Origin of the sequence: Bradyrhizobium sp. SZCCHNR1015 (genome assembly GCF_032489875.1) — a bacterium.
Lineage (GTDB): Bacteria > Pseudomonadota > Alphaproteobacteria > Rhizobiales > Xanthobacteraceae > Bradyrhizobium.
This window is the reverse complement of sequence record NZ_JAUEYW010000024.1, coordinates 54,911-75,152: the sequence shown is the minus strand read 5'-3', so window position 1 is coordinate 75,152 and position 20,242 is coordinate 54,911. Positions and strand designations below refer to the sequence as shown.

The 20,242-nt window shown below is 66.8% G+C and carries 20 protein-coding genes; 8 read left to right on the top strand and 12 right to left on the bottom strand.

What is annotated here, in order from left to right; all coding sequences use genetic code 11:
* Positions 1–165 precede the first annotated feature (165 nt).
* From QX128_RS31140 to QX128_RS31130, 3 genes are read left to right on the top strand one after another with little or no spacing between them, the layout of a single operon-like run.
* The gene (locus tag QX128_RS31140) at positions 166–993 is read left to right on the top strand and encodes a class II glutamine amidotransferase (protein ID WP_315805258.1); all 828 of its coding nucleotides are present in this window, start codon (positions 166–168) and stop codon (positions 991–993) included.
* 26 nt (positions 994–1,019) lie between these two features.
* Positions 1,020–2,792, top strand: a complete 1,773-nt coding sequence (locus tag QX128_RS31135; RefSeq protein ID WP_316239441.1) for an N-acetylglutaminylglutamine amidotransferase — start codon at positions 1,020–1,022, stop codon at positions 2,790–2,792.
* 20 nt (positions 2,793–2,812) lie between these two features.
* Positions 2,813–4,045, top strand: a complete 1,233-nt coding sequence (locus QX128_RS31130; protein ID WP_316239440.1) for a carboxylate-amine ligase — start codon at positions 2,813–2,815, stop codon at positions 4,043–4,045.
* A 7-nt stretch (positions 4,046–4,052) separates the two neighbouring features.
* Here the strand turns inward: QX128_RS31130 and QX128_RS31125 are convergent, their stop codons facing one another.
* The 3 genes from QX128_RS31125 to QX128_RS31115 all read right to left on the bottom strand — a co-directional run bounded on the left by QX128_RS31125 (position 4,053) and on the right by QX128_RS31115 (position 6,932).
* The gene (locus QX128_RS31125) at positions 4,053–5,258 is read right to left on the bottom strand and encodes an amidohydrolase family protein (RefSeq protein WP_316216704.1); all 1,206 of its coding nucleotides are present in this window, start codon (positions 5,256–5,258) and stop codon (positions 4,053–4,055) included.
* 106 nt (positions 5,259–5,364) lie between these two features.
* On the bottom strand, positions 5,365–5,997 hold the full coding sequence (locus QX128_RS31120; protein ID WP_316239439.1) for an alpha/beta hydrolase: 633 nt from the start codon (positions 5,995–5,997) through the stop codon (positions 5,365–5,367).
* Entirely contained in the window at positions 5,994–6,932 is a 939-nt protein-coding gene (locus QX128_RS31115; protein ID WP_316239438.1) for a ring-cleaving dioxygenase, read from the bottom strand. The genes QX128_RS31120 and QX128_RS31115 overlap by 4 nt, the downstream gene beginning before the upstream one ends.
* Positions 6,933–7,067: 135 nt before the next feature.
* Here QX128_RS31115 and QX128_RS31110 point away from each other — a divergent pair, with 135 nt between their 5' ends.
* The 3 genes from QX128_RS31110 (at position 7,068) to puuE (ending at position 9,846) form a co-directional block, all read left to right on the top strand.
* On the top strand, positions 7,068–7,973 hold the full coding sequence (locus tag QX128_RS31110) for a LysR family transcriptional regulator (protein ID WP_316239437.1): 906 nt from the start codon (positions 7,068–7,070) through the stop codon (positions 7,971–7,973).
* 83 nt (positions 7,974–8,056) lie between these two features.
* A complete protein-coding gene (uraH, locus tag QX128_RS31105; RefSeq protein ID WP_315805251.1) occupies positions 8,057–8,413 on the top strand; it encodes a hydroxyisourate hydrolase in 357 nt (118 codons plus the stop codon).
* Between the two features lie 5 nt (positions 8,414–8,418).
* Positions 8,419–9,846, top strand: a complete 1,428-nt coding sequence (gene puuE, locus QX128_RS31100) for an allantoinase PuuE (protein ID WP_316239436.1) — start codon at positions 8,419–8,421, stop codon at positions 9,844–9,846.
* Positions 9,847–10,052: 206 nt separating this feature from the next.
* Here puuE and QX128_RS31095 read toward each other — a convergent pair whose 3' ends face one another.
* Entirely contained in the window at positions 10,053–11,417 is a 1,365-nt protein-coding gene (locus tag QX128_RS31095; protein ID WP_315805249.1) for an amidase, read from the bottom strand.
* Positions 11,418–11,497: 80 nt separating this feature from the next.
* On the opposite strand from QX128_RS31095, the gene uraH (QX128_RS31090) reads away from it, so the two are divergent.
* Positions 11,498–11,839 carry a hydroxyisourate hydrolase gene (gene uraH, locus QX128_RS31090; RefSeq protein WP_315805248.1) on the top strand — a complete coding sequence of 114 codons (342 nt, stop codon included), beginning with the start codon at positions 11,498–11,500 and terminating at the stop codon, positions 11,837–11,839.
* Positions 11,840–12,389: 550 nt separating this feature from the next.
* On the opposite strand, the gene QX128_RS31085 is transcribed toward uraH (QX128_RS31090), so the two are convergent.
* The 8 genes from QX128_RS31085 to QX128_RS31050 all read right to left on the bottom strand — a co-directional run bounded on the left by QX128_RS31085 (position 12,390) and on the right by QX128_RS31050 (position 19,504).
* The gene (locus tag QX128_RS31085) at positions 12,390–13,205 is read right to left on the bottom strand and encodes an ABC transporter permease (RefSeq protein WP_316216698.1); all 816 of its coding nucleotides are present in this window, start codon (positions 13,203–13,205) and stop codon (positions 12,390–12,392) included.
* Positions 13,202–14,071, bottom strand: coding sequence for an ABC transporter permease (locus QX128_RS31080; RefSeq protein WP_316239435.1), 870 nt, complete (start codon positions 14,069–14,071; stop codon positions 13,202–13,204). The genes QX128_RS31085 and QX128_RS31080 overlap by 4 nt, the downstream gene beginning before the upstream one ends.
* A gap of 4 nt (positions 14,072–14,075) precedes the next feature.
* Positions 14,076–15,122 carry an ABC transporter substrate-binding protein gene (locus tag QX128_RS31075; RefSeq protein WP_316239434.1) on the bottom strand — a complete coding sequence of 349 codons (1,047 nt, stop codon included), beginning with the start codon at positions 15,120–15,122 and terminating at the stop codon, positions 14,076–14,078.
* Positions 15,123–15,147: 25 nt separating this feature from the next.
* Entirely contained in the window at positions 15,148–16,233 is a 1,086-nt protein-coding gene (locus QX128_RS31070) for an ABC transporter ATP-binding protein (RefSeq protein WP_316216696.1), read from the bottom strand.
* Between the two features lie 149 nt (positions 16,234–16,382).
* Positions 16,383–17,132, bottom strand: a complete 750-nt coding sequence (locus QX128_RS31065; RefSeq protein WP_316239433.1) for an aspartate/glutamate racemase family protein — start codon at positions 17,130–17,132, stop codon at positions 16,383–16,385.
* A gap of 65 nt (positions 17,133–17,197) precedes the next feature.
* Entirely contained in the window at positions 17,198–17,650 is a 453-nt protein-coding gene (locus QX128_RS31060; protein WP_315805242.1) for a DUF3429 domain-containing protein, read from the bottom strand.
* Between the two features lie 4 nt (positions 17,651–17,654).
* Entirely contained in the window at positions 17,655–17,834 is a 180-nt protein-coding gene (locus QX128_RS31055; protein WP_315805241.1) for a DUF2256 domain-containing protein, read from the bottom strand.
* 194 nt (positions 17,835–18,028) lie between these two features.
* Positions 18,029–19,504: an amidase gene (locus tag QX128_RS31050; protein WP_316239432.1), complete on the bottom strand. Its 1,476-nt coding sequence runs from the start codon at positions 19,502–19,504 to the stop codon at positions 18,029–18,031.
* A gap of 273 nt (positions 19,505–19,777) precedes the next feature.
* Between QX128_RS31050 and QX128_RS31045 the strand changes: the two genes are divergently transcribed.
* Positions 19,778–20,197 (top strand): hypothetical protein, encoded by a 420-nt coding sequence (locus tag QX128_RS31045; protein ID WP_316182826.1) that lies wholly within the window; start codon positions 19,778–19,780, stop codon positions 20,195–20,197.
* Positions 20,198–20,242 lie beyond the last annotated feature (45 nt).

Here is a 20,242-nt window from a genome sequence, read left to right as displayed (position 1 = left end):
CGGTGAGGGACGTGCGGCAAGGGATCCCAGTCCTACGGCCTGACTCACAGCGCGCGACTCGCAGCGCGGAACCAGCTCTGCTCCGAAGGCGTTTCCGCATGATCCGAAAAGAACGTGACACGTTTTTGCGTGCCTCGAGCTCATTCATTGAACCGGAGGGCAAGGATGTGCCGTTGGATCGCCTATCGCGGAGAAACGACCGCCTTCGAGCATTATGTGACCGAGCCGGAACATTCCCTGGTGACGCAGAGCATCCGCGCGCTGGAATCGACCGCGGGCACCAATGGCGACGGCTTCGGTCTCGGTTGGTACGGCGATCATCCAGAGCCGGGGCTTTATCGCGAGACGCGGCCGGCCTGGTCGGATGAGAATCTCCGCTATCTCAGCCGGCATCTGCGCTCGCATCTGTTCTTCGCTCATGTCCGCGCCGCGACCGGCACGGCGGTCACTCGCCAGAACTGCCATCCCTTCGCCTGCGGCCGCTGGCTGTTCATGCACAACGGCTTCGTCGGCAGCTGGAACAGGCTGCGGCGCAAGGTCGAGGCGCTGATCCCGGACGCGCTGTATCCGTCGCGGCTGGGCACGACCGATTCTGAAGCCGTGTTCCTCGCCATTGTCGGTGCCGGCATTGATCCGGACCCGATCGGCGCGACGCGCAAGGTGCTGCGATCACTCTGTGAGCTCGTCAATGAGGATGGTCTGCGTGAGCATCTGCGCTTCACCTCGGCGCTGTCCAACGGCCACGATCTCTATGCGTTTCGCTTCGCCGAGAATGACCGCGCCAATTCGCTGTATTTCCGCGAAGACGGCAATCAGGTGATCGCGGTCTCCGAGCCGTATGACAAGGAGCCTGACTGGATCGAGGTGCCACCGGACCACGTGCTGGTCGCGCGCGCGGCAAAGCCCGCCGAAATTGTTCCGCTATTCGCCGCAGGGACTGCTGATTTTGCCGCGGAACGCAAGCGATCACAACGGGTTGTCGGAGGTACTTAGAACAGCAGGAACTGAAAGATCCCGCGATGTGCGGCATTTGTGGCGAAATCAGCTTTTCCGGAAGGCCCTCATTGTCCACGCTCGGCCGCATCAACGATGCGATGCAGGCGCGTGGTCCTGATGCGGCCGGCCTCTACGTGCAGGGCGGGCTTGCGCTCGGCCATCGCCGCCTGAGCATTCTCGATCTCTCGGCTGCGGCACAGCAGCCGATGATCGACGCGGCGCTTGGTCTCGGCCTGGCATTCAACGGCTGCATCTACAATTTCCGTGAACTTCGCGACGAACTGAAGGCGAAGGGCTATCGCTTCTTTTCCGACGGCGACACCGAGGTCATCCTCAAGGCCTACCATGCCTGGGGCAAATCCTGCGTGCAGCGCTTCAAGGGGATGTTCGCCTTTGCGCTGTGGGAACGCGACAGCGGGCGCGTTCTGCTGGCGCGCGACCGTCTCGGCATCAAGCCGCTCTACTACACCGATGGTCCTCACGGATTTCGCTTTGCGTCGTCATTGCCGGCGCTGCTGGCGGGCGGCGAGGTCGATACGGCGCTCGATCCGATCGCCTTGCATCACTTCTTCAGCTTCCACGCCGCCGTTCCGGCGCCGCGCACGATATTGCGCGGTGTGAAGAAGCTCGAGCCTGCCACTCTGCTCACGATCGAGCCCGACGGCACGCAGCATCGCGAGCGCTACTGGAGGTTCTCGGTCGGCGAGCAGCGTCCGACCGATCGCGCCATGAGCCAGGAGGAGTGGTCGGAGGCGCTGCTCGAGGCGATGACGACAGCGGTCGACCGCCGGCGCGTGGCCGACGTGCCGGTGGGCGTGCTGCTGTCCGGCGGCCTCGATTCGTCGTTGCTGGTCGCGCTGCTGTCGAAGCTCGGACACGAGGACATCCGGACCTTTTCGATCGGGTTCGATGCGGTGGGCGCGCATTCGGGCGACGAGTTTCGTTACTCGGATATCATCGCGCGGACGTTCGGGACCAATCACGAGCAGATCAGGATCGGCGGCGACCGCGCGCTGCAGGCGCTCCCCGGCGCCATTGCTGCCATGTCGGAGCCGATGGTCAGCCATGACGCCGTCGCGTTCTATCTGCTGTCATCTGAGGTCGCCAAGCGCGTTAAGGTGGTGCAGAGCGGACAGGGAGCCGACGAAATATTCGGCGGCTACAGCTGGTATCCGGGCTTCCTCTCGGCTAATGATCCCGTTCAGCAATATCAGAACGCCTATTTCGACTGGACGCATTCCGACCTGCAGCGGCTGCTGGCACCGGAGATGCTTGGCGACGACGTCAGCCTAGCCTTCGTGGAGCGCTTCTTCGTCGACCACGCGGGCGCCTCCGCGATCGACAAGGTTCTGCAGATCGACACCGAGATCATGCTGGTCGACGATCCCGTGAAGCGGGTGGACAACATGACGATGGCGTTCGGGCTGGAAGCGCGGGTACCGTTCCTGGATCACGAGGTCGTCGAGCTGGCCGCGCGCATGCCCGCCGAGCTGAAGGTGAAGAACGGCGGCAAGCACATTCTCAAGGAGGCGGCGCGCCGCTGCGTGCCGGCGGAGGTGATCGACCGCCCCAAGGGATACTTTCCGGTGCCGTTGTTGCGCTATCTGCGCGGCCCGTTTCTCGACTACGTCCGCGACCTGCTCAATGACGAGAAGGCGCGTGCACGCGGTCTCTACCGACGCGATTTCATCGACCACATGTTGCAGCACCCCGAGGCCGAGATGAGCCCCAAGGGACATTCGCGGCTGTGGCAGGCGGCCCTGCTGGAGGCATGGCTGCAGACTCACGGCATTTGACGTCTGACAGGATTGATCACATGGGATTGGATCCACGCATCCTGGAGAAGCTGCGGCTCGGCCTGAGCGATGACGAGCGGCGTCTGGTGATCCGCTCGGCCACCGGCAGCGAGGAGGTCACGGAATATTCGTTCGGCATCGAGGAGGAATACTTTCTCGTCGACGCGCAGACGCGCGATGTCGCGATCCGGACGCCGGACGACCTGTTCGAGGCCGCCAACTGGTCGACCGGCGGACAGGCGATGCGCGAGATGCTGCAGGCCCAGCTCGAGGTCGCCACCAACGTCCATGTCGATGTCGGCGATGCGCGCGAGGAGCTGAAATTCCTGCGGCGCGAGGTTGCCAGCGTGGCGAGCCAGTATGGCCTGACCATCCTGGCCTGCTCCACGCATCCGACCGCGACGTGGCGCAGCTCACTGCCGAGTCCCAAGCCGCGCTACGCGGAGATGATGGAAGACCTGCGGATCGTCGGCCAGCGCAACATGCTGTGCGGCATGCATGTGCATGTGCAGTTGCCGGACCCGGACCTGCGCTTCGCGGTGATGCGGGCGATGCTCCCCTACATCCCGGTGTTCATCGCGCTCTCGGCGTCCTCGCCGTTCTGGAATTCGCGCGAGACGGGCTTGAAGGGCTATCGGCTCGCCGCCTACGACGAGCTGCCGCGCAGTGGCCTGCCCGAGCTGTTCACCTCGAAGCAGCAATATGATCGCTATGTGGCGGCGCTGACGAAGTCGGGCGTCATGCCGGACGAGAGTCACGTCTGGTGGGCGATGCGGCCGTCGCTGCGGCATCCGACCCTGGAGCTGCGTGCCCCCGACGTCTGCACCTCGGTCGATGACGCCGTGGCGATTGCCTCGCTCTATCGCGCCTTGGCGCGCCACCTGTACCTGAATCCCGATCTTGCCGAGGCCGTCGGCAACGTCGAGCGTGCGATCGCGGTCGAAAACAAGTGGCGGGCGCAGCGCTATGGCACCGACTGTCTGTTCGTGACCGAGGACGGTCCGGTGACGGGCCAGGAGATCCTGAACCGCATGATCGCGGACGTCGCGCCGCATGCGGAGGCGCTGGGATGTCTCGCCGAGGTCGAGCACTGCCGGATCATCATGCAGTTCGGCAGCTCGGCCGACTATCAGCTGCAGGCCTATCGCGAGTCCGGCGGGCAGTTGTCGGCGGTGACGCGCTGGATCGAGGCCGCCACCGTGTCGCGCGCCGAGCCGCCGCGCTCACAGGCACCGGTCGAGCCCGCCCAATGACGCCGGCCTAGATCGGTTGCCTGATCACACGGCCGTCGCGCGCCACGAGGCGGCCGTCCTTGTAGACCGAGCGGCCCTTTGGCACGGCGACGACGGCCTGCGGAACGTGCTCGGCATCGAGGGTGACAAAGTCGGCCCGCGCGCCGGCGCGCAGGCCGTAATCGGCAAGCCTCAAGACCTTGGCGCCGGCCTCGGTGACGAGGTCGAAGGCCATCCGCAACTCGTCATCGACATAGAACCCGGAGCGGTAGCCGACCATCATGGCGCGGTTCAACAGATCGCCGTCGCCGTAGGGCCACCAGGAGTCGCGGATGTTGTCGTTGCCGCTGAACACGGTGACGCCGGCCGCGCGCAGCAGCGCCACCGGCGGGAAGGGCCGCGCACCCGGTGCATTGGTCATGATGGCAACGCCAGACGCCGCCAGGACATCGGCAATCTTCTTCAGCGGGTCAGCAGGCAGGTCGCCGAGCGCATAGGCGTGGCTGACCGCGACGTGGCCCTTCATGCCGAGGGCGCGCGTGCGCGCCGCGATCTGCTCCAGCTCGAACAGCCCGAGCATGCCCGGATCGTGCAGATGAATATCGACGTCGACGCCGTGCTTGTGCGCTGTGCCGAACACGACGTCGAGATGCTTTTCGACGTCGCGGTCGAAGCTCGCGGGGTCGAGCCCGCCGACGAGGTCGGCGCCGAGCCGGATGGCCTCGTCGAGCAGCTCGGGCGTGCCCGGGCTCTTGAGGATGCCGCTCTGGGGAAAGGCGACGAGCTGGATCTCGATCAGCTCGCGATACTCCTCGCGCACGCGCAGGATCGTTTCCAGCGATGTCAGGCCGACCGAGCCGTCGACCATGACGTGGCTGCGCATCCGCGTGGTGCCGTGGCCGATGCAGAGATCGAGCTGGTTGCGGGCGCGCACGTCCATCGGCGCGGCCGCGGCCATGTTCTGGGCCTGGAAGGTGACGCGCTCATGCACGTCGAAGCCGTTGGTGCAGGGCTTGTGCGGCTTCCAGGCATCGCCATAGAAGCTGGTGTCGAGATGGATGTGGCCCTCGACGAAGCCGGGCACGACCAGCGCGCCGCCGAGATCGATCACCTCGCGCGCCTCGGGGCGCTCGGTCTCGGCGAGAAGGCCGCTGATGCGGCCGCCGTCGACCGTGATCGCATGGCGCGCGCCGCGGTCGAGCCGCGCATTGATGAACAGCTTGTCGACGGCCATGCCCAAGATCCTTCCCATCCATCCGCCAGCATCGGAGCCGCGAGGGCGGTCCGATGCGTGATGAGGCGACATTCTTGGTCAGGAGCGGCCGGAGCCGCAAGCATCTTCAGGCGGCAATCGCCTGCGGCAGTCCGGCGATCCAGTCGCGCGCCAGCGCGATGTCCGCCTGCGACAGCTGGTGCCCCGCCGGCAGCGTCGTGTGGGTCACGTCAGCGCCGGCCTCGGTGAGCTCGGTGCACAGCTTCGCCGAATTGCTGGCGGGCACGATCGGATCGGCCAGCCCCGACAGCATCAGCACCGGCTGACGCGTCAGCTTGACCGCCGGCGGCTGGCTCAGTGGCACCATGGCTCGGAACAGCACCGCGCCGGCCAACGCCTCCGGCTGCAACAGCAGCAGCGCTGCGGCGATGTTGGCGCCGTTGGAGTAGCCGACCGCGACCGGCGCTCCGATCCCGTAATGCCGACGCGCCTCGCCGACGAAGGCGCCGAGCTCCCGCGCGCGGCGGCGGACGTCGTCCTCGTCGAATACACCTTCCGCCAGGCGGCGGAAGAAGCGCGGCATGCCGTGCTCGAGCACCTGCCCGCGTGGCGAGAGGAGAGCCGCGCCGGGCGAGAGCGTGGCGCCGAGCGGCAAGAGATCGTTCTCGTCGCCGCCGGTGCCGTGCAGGAGCAGCAGCGGCGCTGCGCCGGCCGCGCTTGCGGGCTGGAAGCGGTGGGTGAAGGACAATGTGGCGGTCATGATGCGGCCTCCTCGAGGTTGGGCAGCACGCCCTCGATCTGCTTGCGATGCGATTCGAGGAAAGCGGGCAGCTTCAGGTTTTGTCCGAGCTCGGCGACCGGCTCGTCGACCGCGAAGCCCGGGATGTCGGTCGCGATCTCGAACAGCACGCCGCCCGGCTCACGGAAGTAGATCGAGCGGAAGTAGTTGCGGTCCTTCTGCTCGGTCGGGTGCAGGCCGTGGCGATCGACCAGCCGCTGCGCCATCATGCCCTGTGCGGCGTCGTCGGCGGCGCGGAAGGCGATGTGGTGCACCGAGCCCGCGCCCTGCGCGCCGCGCAGGAAGCCCTTGGCCTCGTAGATGTCGACCACGCTGCCTTGCGCATCGCCCGGCGCCTTGAACCGGATCACCGAGCCTTCGCGGCCCGTCTCGGCAAAGCCGAACACGTCGGTCAGCACGGCTGCGGTTTTCTCGGCGGAGTCGAGCAGCAGCGTGACGCCATGAAAGCCGCGGATGGCGTGCTCGGCCGGGATGTCGCCGTTGCTGTAGCCGGGCTCGCTCTCGGCGCCGGGGACACCGACGAGCGCCAGCGCCATGCCGTCGGGATCGGTGAACGGCAGCACGGATTCACCGAAGCGCTTCTCCAGCGCCTCATAGGCGATGCCCTTCTCGGTCAGGCGCTGCGTCCAGTAGCCGAGCGAGCGCTGCGGCACGCGGAACGCGGTCTGGTGGGTCTCGCCGACGCCGCGGCGGCCCGGCCGCACGCCGGCCCAGGGGAAGAAGGTCAGGATGGTGCCGGGGCGGCCGGTCTCGTCGCCGTAATAGAAGTGATAGGTGCCGGGATCGTCGAAATTGACCGTCTTCTTGACGAAGCGCAGCCCGAGGTCGCGGGTGTAGAAGCCGAAATTGCGGATCGGGTCGCCGGCGATGGCGGTGACGTGGTGAAGTCCGGGCATGTGGATCTCCTGTCGGTAGGCCCAGAGGGCCGCTTGATTTCCTGGACGCCATATTGGTCCGCTTTGATTTGGAGACAATCCGTGGTCTTGTGACGTCTCTGTCTACGATTTGGCGACAATGACGGTCCGGGGACCATGGACAAGCTGAGCAGCCTGCGGGCCTTCGTGAAGGTGGTCGAGAGCGGCAGCTTCGCCGAAGCCGGCCGGCAGCTGCGGCTGTCGCGCTCGGCGATCTCGAAATATATCGGCGAGCTCGAGCAGAGCCTCGGCGTGCAGCTGATCGTCCGCACCACGCGCCATGCCAGCCCGACCGAGACCGGACAGCTCTATTTCGAGCGCGCCGTCGCGATCCTCGCCGAGCTCGACGCCGCCGATCAGGCGGTCAGCCAGTCGCAGGCCGCGCCGCGTGGGCTGTTGCGCGTCAATGCGCCGATGTCGTTCGGCACCATGCGGCTCGGTCCGGTCGTCGCCGATTTCATGGCCCGCTATCCCGAGCTGCAGTTGCAGATCGTGCTGAGCGACGACCTGCTCGATCCGGTCCAGGACGGTTTCGACGTCACCTTGCGGATCGCCGAGCTGGAATCGTCGAGCCTGGTGGCGCGGCGGATCATGCCGGTGGAGCGCGTCATCTGCGCCGCGCCGGCCTATCTGGCGCGGCACGGCACGCCAGAGAGCCCGGAGGAGCTGCGCCGCCACACCTCGCTGACCTACGGCTTCCTGCTGACCGGCAATCAGTGGAAGCTCACCGGCCGCGACGGCGACCACTGGGTCCAGCCGGCGTGGTCGTTGTGCGTCAACAATGCCGAAGTGCTGCGCGATGTCGCCATCAAGGGACAGGGCGTTGCGCTGATCCCGCGCTTCATCGCGGCGGACGCGCTCGAGAGCGGCGCGCTGGCCGCGATCCTGTCGGACTATGCCGCGCCGCCGCTGGCGCTCTATGCGATCTATCCGCCGACGCGGCACCTCTCGGTCAAGGTGCGGCTGTTCATCGACTTCCTGGTCGAGCACTTCGGCAGGGAGCGCGACGTGACCAGCCCCTAGGCTGCAACTGAACGGCAAATCGCCTCGAACCTTTAACCGGGCGCTGATAGGGTTCCGAGCCGGCAGCAGAGAGGGAACGATGCATGGGGCGGCTGAGCACGCATATTCTGGACACGGTCAGGGGCAAGCCCGCGGCCGGCGTCGCGATCGATCTCGATGTCCTCGAACCCGACGGCTCCTGGCGCCGCGTCAAGCAGGTGCGGAGCAATGCGGACGGGCGGACCGATCAGCCGATGCTGGCGGACGATGACTTCGCCACCGGCACCTACATGCTGACCTTCCATATGGGAGCTTATTTCAAGACCCATGGCCTCGCCTTGGGCGACCCGCTGTTTCTCGATCTGATCCCGCTCCGCTTCTCCGTCGCCGATGCCGGCGCGCACTACCATGTGCCGCTGCTGGCGACGCCCTGGAGCTACCAGACCTATCGCGGGAGCTGAGCCGGATGAGTGCTGACGTCTATCCGCGCGACATGGTCGGCTACGGCCGCACGCCGCCGCATCCGCGCTGGCCCGGCGATGCCCGCATCGCGGTGCAGTTCGTGATCAACTACGAGGAGGGCGGCGAGAACAACATCCTCCACGGTGACGCTGCCTCCGAAGCCTTCCTGTCCGAGATCGTGGGCGCCCAGCCGTGGCCGGGCCAGCGCCACATGAACATGGAGTCGATCTACGAGTTCGGCTCGCGCGCCGGCTTCTGGCGGCTGTGGCGGATGTTCACCGCCCGCAAGCTGCCGGTCACGGTGTTCGCGATCGCGAGCGCGATGGCGCGCAATCCTGATGCTGTCGCCGCGATGAAGGAAGCCGGCTGGGAGATTGCCTCCCACGGCCTGAAATGGATCGACTACCGCGATGTCCCCGAAGCCGACGAGCGCGCCGATATCGAGCAGGCGATCCGCCTCCATGCCGAGCTGACGGGCGAGCGGCCGCTCGGCTTCTACCAGGGCCGCACGTCGGAGCGCACGCTCGACATCGTCCTCAACCAGCAGGGCTTCGTCTACAGCGCCGATTCCTATGCCGACGAATTGCCGTACTGGATCGCGGGGCCGCACGGCCCGCAACTGATCGTGCCCTATACGCTCGATGCCAACGACATGCGCTTCGCCACCCCGCAGGGCTTCAACTCCGGCGACCAGTTCTTCGCCTATCTGAAGGACAGCTTTGATACGCTCTACGCAGAGGGCGCGGAGAGCCCGCGCATGATGTCGGTCGGACTGCACTGCCGGCTGGTCGGCCGCCCCGGGCGCGCGGCCGCGCTGGCGCGCTTCCTCGACTACATCACGGGTCATGACAAGGTCTGGGTCGCGACCCGGCTGGACATCGCCCGGCACTGGATCCGGACGCATCCGCCGGCTGGCGTATGGCGGCCGTCGCAGATGTCGCGCGTGCTGTTCGTCGAGCGCTATGGCGACATCTTCGAGCACTCCCCGGAGATTGCCGACCGCGCCTATCGTGCCGGCCTGTCCGCCTTCGACGACGCCGCGGATGCGCTGCATACGACGCTCATGAACGTCGTCCGCGCCATGAGCCGCGACGAGAAGCTGAAGCTGATCCGCGCCCATCCGGAGCTCGCCGGCCGCGAGGCGCTGGCGGGTGAGATGACGAACGACTCGATCGGCGAGCAGGGTCGGCTCGGCTTCACCGCGCTCTCGCGCGCCGAATTCGAGCGCGTCGCCGACATCAACCGCCGCTACCGCGACAAGTTCGGCATGCCGCTGATCGTCGCTCTGGCGCTGCACGCCGACCGTCCCTCGGTCATCGCCGAGATGGAACGCCGCATCGGCAACGATATGGATACCGAGATCGCCAACGCGATCGACCAGATCGGCCACATCACGCGGGCGAGATTGGCGAAGAAGTTCGAGCAGGGGTGAGCAGGCGGGCTGGTGTCGTCGCCTGTTAGTTGGTTCGGTGCGCGCGCCTCGCAGCCGGTGGGCTCCCTCTCCCCGTTCTTACGGGGTGAGGGGCAGCCGCACGAGTGGTGTTCGTTGTTGGACCTGTACCCCCTCACCCGGATTGCATCTGGCGATGCAATCCGACCTCTCCCCGCAAGCGGGGCGAGGTTAAGACCGCCGTGAGCTCATTCAAACGAACCAAGCAACACTCTCTCCGCCCGCGCCGCCACGTCCAGCAGCATCCGATCGCGCCCGCGTGCGGCGATCAGTTGCAGGCCGAAGGGCAGGCCCTGCGAATTGGTCCCGCACGGAATCGAGATCGCCGGCACGCCGGCGTGGTTGGCGTAAGGCGTGAACACCGCGTGCGCCCGCGGCATGGCGGGTTTGCCACCAATCTCCGCTGGGCCGAGCTGCGTGAACGGCCAGGCGACGCAGGGCACGGTCGGCGCGAGCAGCACGTCGACCTCGGTGAAGAACGCCGCAAACGCGCGCGCGATCTGCGTGCTCGCTTCCATCGCGCGCGCCACGTCTGCGCCGCTCAGGCCGAGGCCGCGCTCGATCTGTTTGGCGATGTCCGGGTCGAACTGCGTGGGATCGCTGCGAAAGCCTTCGCCGTAGAGTGCGGCCAGCCCGGCGTGCTGCAGCGGCATCACCGCATCTTCGGCAAGCCCTGCCGGCCAGATCGGATTCTTGTCCTCGATTGTCATGCCACTGGCGCGGAGCCGGGCGACGGCCTGCTGCAAGCCGGCACTCACCTCGTGATCGACGGCGACATCCAAGCCGAGCCGCGGCGAGAATGTCACGCGAAGCGGCTTCTCCTGATCGGCCGCGGCCACATCGAACGCATCGGGATCGCGCGGATCGGCACCGGCCATGACCTCGAACGCAAGCCTGGCATCGGCGACATCGGCGGCGATCGGCGCGATCACCGAGATGCGCCAGAACGGCTCGGCAAAGCCAGGCCCATAGGGGATCGCGCCGTAGGACGGCTTGAATCCGACCACGCCGACATGGGCCGGCGGCCGGCGGCTCGAGCCGCCGGCATCGGTGCCGATCGCGAGCGGCACGAGCCCGGCCGCCACCGCCGCAGCCGGCCCGCCGGACGAGCCGCCGGGCGTGAGCTGCTGATCCAGCGGATGGCGGGTCGGCCCGTACAGGAGCGAGGTCGTCACGCCCTTGCAAGCGAATTCGGAGGTCGCGCCGATGCCGACAATGACGGCGCCAGCGCGCCGCACCCGCGCGATGGCGATCGCATCCTCTGGCGCAATGAAATCGGTGAACAGCCGCGAGCCCTGCGTGATGCGCCAACCCTCGACCCAGATGTTGTCCTTGACCACGATCGGCACGCCAGCCAGCGGGAGCTGCTCTCCGACTGCAACACGCGCGTCGACGGCATCGGCCTCAGCGTACGTACGTTCGGGATCGATCGTGACGACGGCGTTGAGGTCGCGCGCCGCGGCAATGCGCGCAAGCGCCTGCTCGGCCGTCTCTCTGGCCGACGCCTGCCGTTCCAGGACAGCGCTTGCGATCTGGGATGCCGTCACGGACATGATGTCTCAGTCCATTGCGTGGCTGGCGCGACGACCGATTTCGCGTCTATCATCGCAGCAAAGACAGGATGAGGTGGGTGATGGCCGGCGGGATCTCGGTTCATGCGGTTGACGTGGCGAACGGGCGCCCCGCGCGTGGCCTGCGCGTCGCGATTTGGCGCCTGACGCCGGATCGCACGCTGCTCGCGGAGGGACAGCTCGGCGCCGACGGCACGCTGCAGGCGCCTGTCGTCAAGGGGGAGGGCGTCACGGCTGGCGAGTATGAGGTGCTGTTCCATGTCGGCGAGTTCTTCGGGGCAAACGCTCAAACGAAATTCCTCACCACTGTGCCGTTTCGCTTCGCGATCGACAAGGTCGAGGAGCATTTTCACCTGCCGCTGAAATTCACGCCCTGGGGCTATTCGATCTTTCGTGGGGCCTAGTGCGTCGCGCGCGGCCGTCCTTCGAGACGCCCGCCTGCGGCGGGCTCCTCAGGATGAGGGCTGATTTCGCGGCGAGATATTCACCCTCTCCATGAACACACGGCTCATAGTTCACGTGTAGCTCCAGCTTCGGCGCCGGACTCTCTTCTCGTTTCCCGATCTCTGGTCTTTTGATGCAACCTCCGCAACGCTGCGCGATGCAGTGCCCTCGCCCCTTGTGGGAGAGGGCGTCGCCGGCTGATCCTCAGGCTCGGTCGGGTGAGGGGTCCTCTCCGCGAGCGCAACTCGTTGAGACAGACCCCTCACCCGACCGAGATCGTTGCGCTATTGTAAATGCCCTCTCCCATAAGGGGCGAGGGCGCAGTCACGGCCGTCCCGCCCGCGGCAAGGTCGATCGGTTTCTCGCTTCTCCATGAGGTTGCTCTCCATGAACACGCTGACAGCATGTTCATGGTCCTCTGTGCAGCGGCCGCTCCGCCGCTTGACCCTCATGGTAAGGAGCGCCGCCTCGCGGCGCGTCTCGATCCATGAGGCCCCCGACCTCGCGCCACTAACCCGTCAGCCGCTTCGACAGTCCCGTCGTCCTCTCCATGATCGCCATCAGCGCGATCGTGGCGATGATCAGCACGCTCGACAGTGCAGCGATGGTGACGTCGAGCTTGCCTTCGAGGTCCTGCCACATCCGGATCGGCAGCATGTCGGTGGCGGCATCGCGCAGGAACAGCGACACCGGCACGTTGTCGAACGACGACATGAAGGCGATGAACGCGCCGGAGATGATGCCGGGGCGGATCAGCGGCAGCACGATGCGGCGGAACGTGTAGAGCCTGCTGGCACCGAGGATCGCCGAGCTTTCCAGCAAGGTCGGCTCGAGCTGGGCCAGGGCGGCGACGGTGTTGCGGACGACGTAGGGCACGCAGACGATGGTGTGGCCGATGACGAGTGTCAGCAGCGACACCGGCAGGCCGACCAGCGAGAAGAACATCAGCGCCGCAAGCCCGAAGGCGAGCGCGGGCAGCACCAGCGGCGACATGAACAAGGAGTCCAGGAGCTTTGCGGTCAGCGTCTTGGAGCGCGAGATCGCCAGCGCCGCGGCGACCCCGAGCACGATCGAGAGCCCCGTCGACCACAGCGCGACGACGACGCTGTTGCGCGCGGCGAATTGCAGTTGCCAGGCGTTCCACAATTCGACGTACCAGCGCGTCGAATAACCGGGCGGCGGGAATTTCAGCGAGAAGCCGGACGTGAAGGAGACGATGACCACGACCAGCGACGGCGAGACGATCAGGATCAGCGCCATGATGGCAATGACCGTCATCACGATCTGGAAGCTCAGCGCTTCCCAGTTTTTTCGCCGCCTGCTCATCGCGCCTCTCCATAGCCGCGGGCACGCCGCCCGAGCATCGAGAACAGCGCGACGATGGCGAGCACCGCGAACAGGAAGATGATCGAGATCGCCGCCGCGAACGGCCAGTTCTGCAGGGTCGAAGCCTGCTGGTACAGATACATCGGCATGAACAGCATCTGGCCGCCGCCAACCAGCGACTGGGTGATGAAGGCGGTGATCGCCGCAGCATAGGTCAATGTGCAGCCGGCGATGATGCCGGGCATCGACAGCGGCAGCATCACCTTGAAGAAGGTGCGCCAGCTGCCGGCGCCGAGCGAGGCCGAGGCGTCGGAGAGGTTGGGATCGATGCGGCCGATCGCCGTGATCAGGGGCAGCACCATCAGCGGCATCTGCACCTGCGCAAGCGCGGCGATGAGCCCGCCTTGCGTGTAGATCATGCGCAGCGGCGTGCCGATCAACCCGAGTGATTGCAGAACGGAGTTGATGATGCCCTGCCGTCCCAGAATGACGATCCAGGCGAAGGTCCTGACCACGACGCTGGTGAGCAGCGGCAGCAGCACGATCATGATGATGAGCGTCTGCACCCGGCTACCGGAGCGCTGGTACAGCCAGGCGATGGGATAGCCGAGCACGAGGCAGGCGAGCGTCACCTCGGCGCCGAGCAGCAAGGTCGAGCCGAGCACGGCGAGGCTGAAGGGGTCGGTCAGGAACTTGATGTACTGGCCGAGCCCCCACACCGTCGCCGCGGTGTCGTTGTGCAGCGAGAGAAAAAGAAGTTGCGCCAGCGGCAGCACGAAGAAGACCGCGAACACCAGGCCTAAGGGCAACGCGAGCCCCAGGCTGAAGCTGGTCACGTCTCCAGGTGCTGCCGTCGCGCTCTTCATCGCGTCAGATCTTGATGTCGCGGTTGAACTTCTCGATCCACGACGCGCGCTGCTCGTTGATCTTCTTCCAATCCTGGAACACGAACTTCTTCTTCAGCTCCGCGGTGTCCTTGGCGAGCACCTTGGCGATCTCGCCGGACATGGCGACCTTGGTGTTGGTCGGCACGATCAGATAGGGCGGATTCATCAGTGCCGTCTGCACCTCCGGCGACAGCGCCGCCTCGATCAGCTTGAAGGCGAGCTCCTTGTTCGGCGAGTTCTTGACGATGTGGATGGTGGTCTTGAAGGCGATCGCGCCTTCCTTCGGCGCCACGAACTCGACCGGCACGCCGCGCGCCTTGAGTATCTGGATGGCGTTGAAATTGCCGGGCGAGATGTCGATCTGGCCCTGCTGGAACAGGGTCGCCAGCGCGCCCGGATTGGCGGCGACGGCGGCGAGGTTCGGCTTCAGCTCCTCCAGCGCCTTGAAGCCCTCATCGACATTGGCCTCCGAGCCGCCGCGCATGCGCGCGATCTCGACCAGCCAGCCGGTGCCGAGCGTGGAGTTCAGATTGGTGATGCCGACCTTGCCCTTGAATTCGGGCTTCCACAGATCGGCCCACGACGTCGGCGGCGTCTTCACCGTCTCGGGATTGTAGGTGAGGCCGACGACCTGGAAGAACGGCGCCGGGCCCATGGCGTCCTGCGCTTCGGGAATCAGGTCCTTGAAATAGGTGCTCTTGTCGGCCGGGTAGGGCTCGACGAGATCCTGTCCGATCGCGACCAGCGCCGGACCGGGATCGTGCAGCATGACGTCGATCGGCGGATTGGCCTTGGCGGCGTTGACCTTGGCGATCTGGTCGACCGACAGCATCGGATCGAGCACGATCGCGGCATCAGCGTTGGCCTTGCGGAAGGCAGGGACGAGCACGGCTTTATGTGCTTCTTCCCAGCTTCCGGTGAAGGTCGCGAACACCAGCGGTCGCGCCTGCGCGAGGCTGAGACCGGGGAAGGCGTGCATGGCTCCCAGCGTCAACGCGCTGGTCAGGAGCCGGCGGCGGTCAAGCATCATGTTTCACTCCGATGTGTCGGTTGGTTCATTGGGGGAAGACGGTGGCGAGGCCCGGCGCGAGCGGCGCGACGCGCACCGGCGTGCCGGCCTCGCGCAAAGGCGTGCCGCCGGTGCGGGCCTGCGAAATCTTGATGCTCGATCCGTCGCGCGCCTTGATCTCATGGACCACCGTGGCGCCGAGCGGCAGCGCCATGCCGATCTCGCCGGCAAAGCCGGAGTCATCGCCGACGAAGGTGAGATGCTCGGGACGCAGGCAGACGGTGACCTTGTCGGAGGCACGGACCGGCTGCGGTGCGCGGGCGATGATCTCGCCGCCGGCCTCCAGCGCGACCTTGACGCCGTTAGCATCGGCCGTCACGACCACGCCCTTCATCTTGTTCGCGGTGCCGACGAAGCTGTTCACGAACAGCGTCTGCGGCTGGTCGTAGATCTCGGACGGTGTGCCGAACTGTTCGAGATGGCCATGGCTGAGCACCGCGACGCGATCGGCCATCGACAGCGCCTCCTCCTGGTCGTGGGTCACGATCAGCGTGGTCGTGCCGGCCATGCGCTGCAGCCGCTTGACCTCGATCTGCATGTCCAGCCGCAGATTCTTGTCGAGCGCGGCGAACGGCTCATCGAGCAGCAGGATCGACGGCTTGATCGCGAGCGCGCGCGCCAGCGCCACGCGCTGCTGCTGGCCGCCGGACAATTGTCGCGGCAGCCGCTCGCCGAACGGGCCGAGCTGCACCATGTCGAGCAGCCGCTGCGCCTCCTTGTTGCGCGTCGCCTTGTCGACGCCGCGCGCGGCGAGGCCGTAGCCGACATTCTCGGTGATCGAGAGATGCGGAAACAGCGCGTAGTTCTGGAACACGATGCCGACCGCGCGGCGATTGGGCGGCAGCGCGTCGACGACGTCGTTGCCGATGATGACGCGCCCCTCGCTCTGGCCGATGAAGCCGGCGATGATGCGCAAAAGCGTGGTCTTGCCGCAGCCCGAGGGCCCGAGCAGGGCAATGATCTCGCCGCCTTTCACGTCGAGATTGATGTCGGAGACGGCGATCGTTCCGCTGGCGAAGCGGTGCGTGATCCGATCCAGAACGAGCGACTTGGCGTCCGATACGCTGGCCATGGGCTTCCTGCTCTATTCGTTTGAAAAAGCAAGAAGCGTGCCGCCTTTTCAGGCAGCGGCGGCGGCTTGTGTACAGAAGTGGAAGTGGGGGTAGGGGAGTAGGACGAGTTTCGCCCCGAGCGCCAGCTAACAAGATTGGCTCGGCCCAACTACCCGTCGCGATGCTCCAGCCGCGCGGCCAGCGCCTCGGGCAAGCCCGTCGTCGGCTTCGCGGCCGGGCGGCGGAAGGTGCCGGCGGTGGCTTTGCGCATCTTCAAGGCGAGCAGTGCCTCGGTCTGCTTCACCGCCGCGATCACCTGGTCGACCACCGGCACCGGAATGCGATGTGCGACGCGCGCGGCAAGGCCCGACAGCGGCGCGCCGGCAAAGATCAGCACGTCGGCGTCGTTCTCCTCGACCGCGCGCAGCGCCAACTCGACCAGCAGCTCTTCCTTCTCGTGCTGCACGTCGGAGATCTGCTTGAAGCTGCCGTCGAGCATGCGGATGCCGGCGCAGCGCTCCATCAGCCCGTGCATGCGCACGCACTCCTCGTACCAGGGGCCGAGCGCCTGCGCGAAAGTGACGATGGCAAAGCGCCGACCGGCCATGCAGGCCGTCAGCATCGCCGCTTCCGCAAGCCCGATCACCGGCACGTCGAACAGCTCGCGCGCCGCGAACAGGCCGGGATCGCCGAACGCGGCGACGATCGCGGCGTCGAACGTGCCGTTGCGCTCCGCCAGCATCTCCAGTGCGACGGCGCCGCCGATCTGCGCCTCGGCGCGGGTGGCGATATAGGGCACGCCGCGCGGCGCGGTGCAGGGGATCAGCGTCGTGCCCGGCGCGGCGGCGTCGCGGCCGACCTGCAGCATCAGCTCGGTGATGTCGGTGCGGATGTTGGGATTGAGCAGCAGGATGTTCATGGCGCCTCGCGAGGGGATATCCGAGCTTGCCCGAGGGATTGCTGCGTTGTCCAGAGCGGTCGGCTCTAAGGCGCGCCTTCGACCACGATGCCTATCAGCGTGGCAAGCAGCGACAGGATCGCACCGATGCTGAGCAGCCGCCGCAGCTTCAGGAACCAGGCCCGCGAGTCGTCGCCGCCGAAGCTGTACTCATCGGAGACCAGCGCCGTCAGCAGCGCGGCTGTGAGCAGCACCAGAGCGGGCAGCGGCGGCAGCAGCAGCGCGACCCAGCCGAGCAAAGACGGTGTCACCCCCCAGCTGATGCGCGGCCAGCCGGCCAGGGCCGGCGTCTGCACGGCGACGCCCCAATGGATCGCGCCGAGAAAGCTCACGATGACCGCGCCATAGCCGATCTGCGCGCGCAGCGCGGCCTGCCGGATCGGATCGTCACCTGCGATCACCAATGCCGCGAGGCTCGCGAATGGAATCAGCCCGGCAAGGCCGAGAATGCGCATCGGAGCGGGGACGCCGGACATCATGATGCTAGCCTCCTCGGCTCCTGGGCATCGCAGCGGCCGTCCGGCCGCGGTCGGATCGGCAGCGGTCCGAGCAGTATTTCAGCTCGTCCCAATCGCGTGCCCATTTGCGCCGCCACGCAAATGGGCGGCCGCACGCAGCGCATAGTTTGGTCGGCAAGTCCGCCTTGCGCCGCATCTTCGGCATGGCGTCACCACGGGACCGGCGTGCCGCGCCGGGGCAGGGCCGCATCCGCTGCTGCCTTGCCGGAGCGCGTCGCGATCCGTTCGCCCATCATGTTCGTCCTCGCCGACCAGTGCGCGGCGCCGGCTCCGGCCGGCACCATCCACGCTGGGCAACGATCGACGGGCAACGACGGATCAGTGGCCCGTGGTCGCGGCTCAGGCTTTGGTCACATGCACGGCGGGTGTCGCACCGCCGTTCCACTTGCCGTCGATCGCGCGCTCGATCTGGGCTGCGAGCTGCAGCAGCAGGCCGTCGTCGGCCTGCTTGCCGATCGCCTGGATGCCGAGCGGCAGGCCGTGCTCGTTGGTCGCGAGCGGCAGCGAGATCGCGGGGATGCCGCAGAGATTGGCGAGCGGCGTGAACGCGAAGTTGCGCCACAGGTTCTCGAACCAGTCGAGCACGGACGGATTGTCGCTGATGGTCAGATATTCGGTGGTGCCGATCTTCGGCGTCGGCAGCGCGGTGATCGGGGTCAGGATGATGTCCCAGTCCTCGAAGAAGGCACCGAAGGCGCGCGACGTCGTGTTGAACACCGCCTGCATCGCCGCGCGCTCGGCGAAGCTCGTATCGCGACCCGCTTCCCAGATGCGGATGTTGATCGGCTCGATCAGCTCGGCCGGCGGCCGCTCGAGCTTGCGCTGCGCCAGCAGGTTGTTGATGACGATCGCGAAGTTGGAGATGTAGCAGGTCGTCTGCGCGGCGAACGCGGCGCGATAATCGACGTCCGGCAGCGCGTAGCCGACGTGATGGCCGAGGCCTTCCAGGAACTTGCCGACGCGCGCCAGCTCGGCCGCGATGTGCGGCGTGGCGCGGTAGTCGCCCCATTGATGCGACAGCGCGATTTTCAGCTTGCCGGGATCGCGCTTGATCAGCTCGACATACGGCTCCGGCGTGGTCCAGTACGGCATGAACTCACCCGGCGCGCCGCCGCGGCAATGGTCGACGAACGCCGCGGTGTCGCGCACGCTGCGCGACTGGCAGCCCTGGATCGAGACCAGCCCGGAGAGATCCGACAGATGCGGCGCGATCGAGAACACGCCGCGCGAGACCTTCAGGCCGATATTGCCGTTGACGCCGGCGGGAATCCGGATCGAGCCGCCGCCATCGGTCGCATGCGCGATCGGCACGACGCCGGCGGCGACCATCGCCGCGCTGCCGGCCGAGGAGCCGCAGGTCGTGTAGTCCGTGTTCCAGGGATTGCGCGTGACGTAGACGGCCGGGTTCTCCGCCGAGCTGCAGACGCCGAACTCCGGCGTCGTGGTGCGCCCCATCAGGTTGAGGCCGGCCTTGCGCATCTTCCCCGTGAGATGCGTGTCGGCGGCGGGGCGGTTGCCGCGCATGTAGAGCGAGCCCTGCTCCTGCAGCCGCCCGGCCATGGTCGGTCCGAGATCCTTCATCAGGAACGGCAGGCCGGCGAAGGCGCCGTCGGCATTGGCGCCCGCCTTGATGGGATCTTCGACGGCGTCGGCAAAGACCTCGACCACGCCCGACAGCGCGGGATCGACCTTGGCAATGCCTTCAGCCGCCTGCCGCGCCAGCTCCGCCGCCGTCAGTTCGCCATTGCGAACGCGCGCCGCCAGCGCCATGCCATCATGCCGGGCCCACTCGTCCCAGCTCATCGCCAACGTCATCTGTCTTCCGATCCTTCGCGCGGCGCATCGCGTGTTCGATGAGTTCGCGCCCTGCATGTTCCGCGACGCGAACCTTAGTTTGCGAAGGCGGCGAGTCAATCAAGCACGCTGCATGCCGCCAATACGGCGCGCTCATGCGCCACGGCTTGCCGGTGATCGCACGGGTCCACGCGCGTTCCGGAAATCGGCACTCGGGCGCTCCTTCGGCCGATCGCGGCGGATGCACGCTGTGCCGCGCCAGGCGCGCCGTTCCCGGTTCCTCTTGTTACATTGTTGCTGATCGACAACCGCGCCGGCCGCGTGCTATCCGCTGGCCGAACAGGGGGCGCGGTGCGCAGCATTGGCAAACGAGACATCACGAGTCGTCCGCGCATGCTGCGCCGGATCGTGGCTGCCTGCCTGATGCTCGCCTATGTTCTCGCCGGCGCGCTGCACGGCGCCTGTGACATCGACGTCGCCCATCCCTTCGCCGGCAAGCCGGAGATCGCGTCGCTGCTCGACCGGGCGGGCCACACCGATCAGCGCGGCGTCGCCGACCATCATTGCCATGGCTGCTTCTCGGTGGCCGTGCCGCAGCCGCAGTTTGCCGCCGTCCCGGCCGAGGTCGTGGCCGCGACCGGCTGGGCCGTTCCCCTGCTCAGTGCAGGCATCCTTCCCGAGTCCGAGTCTCCGCCGCCAAGACACCTGAGCTGACGCAACGTGCCGGACGGCCGACGCCGTCCATCCTTGCCCGTCCAG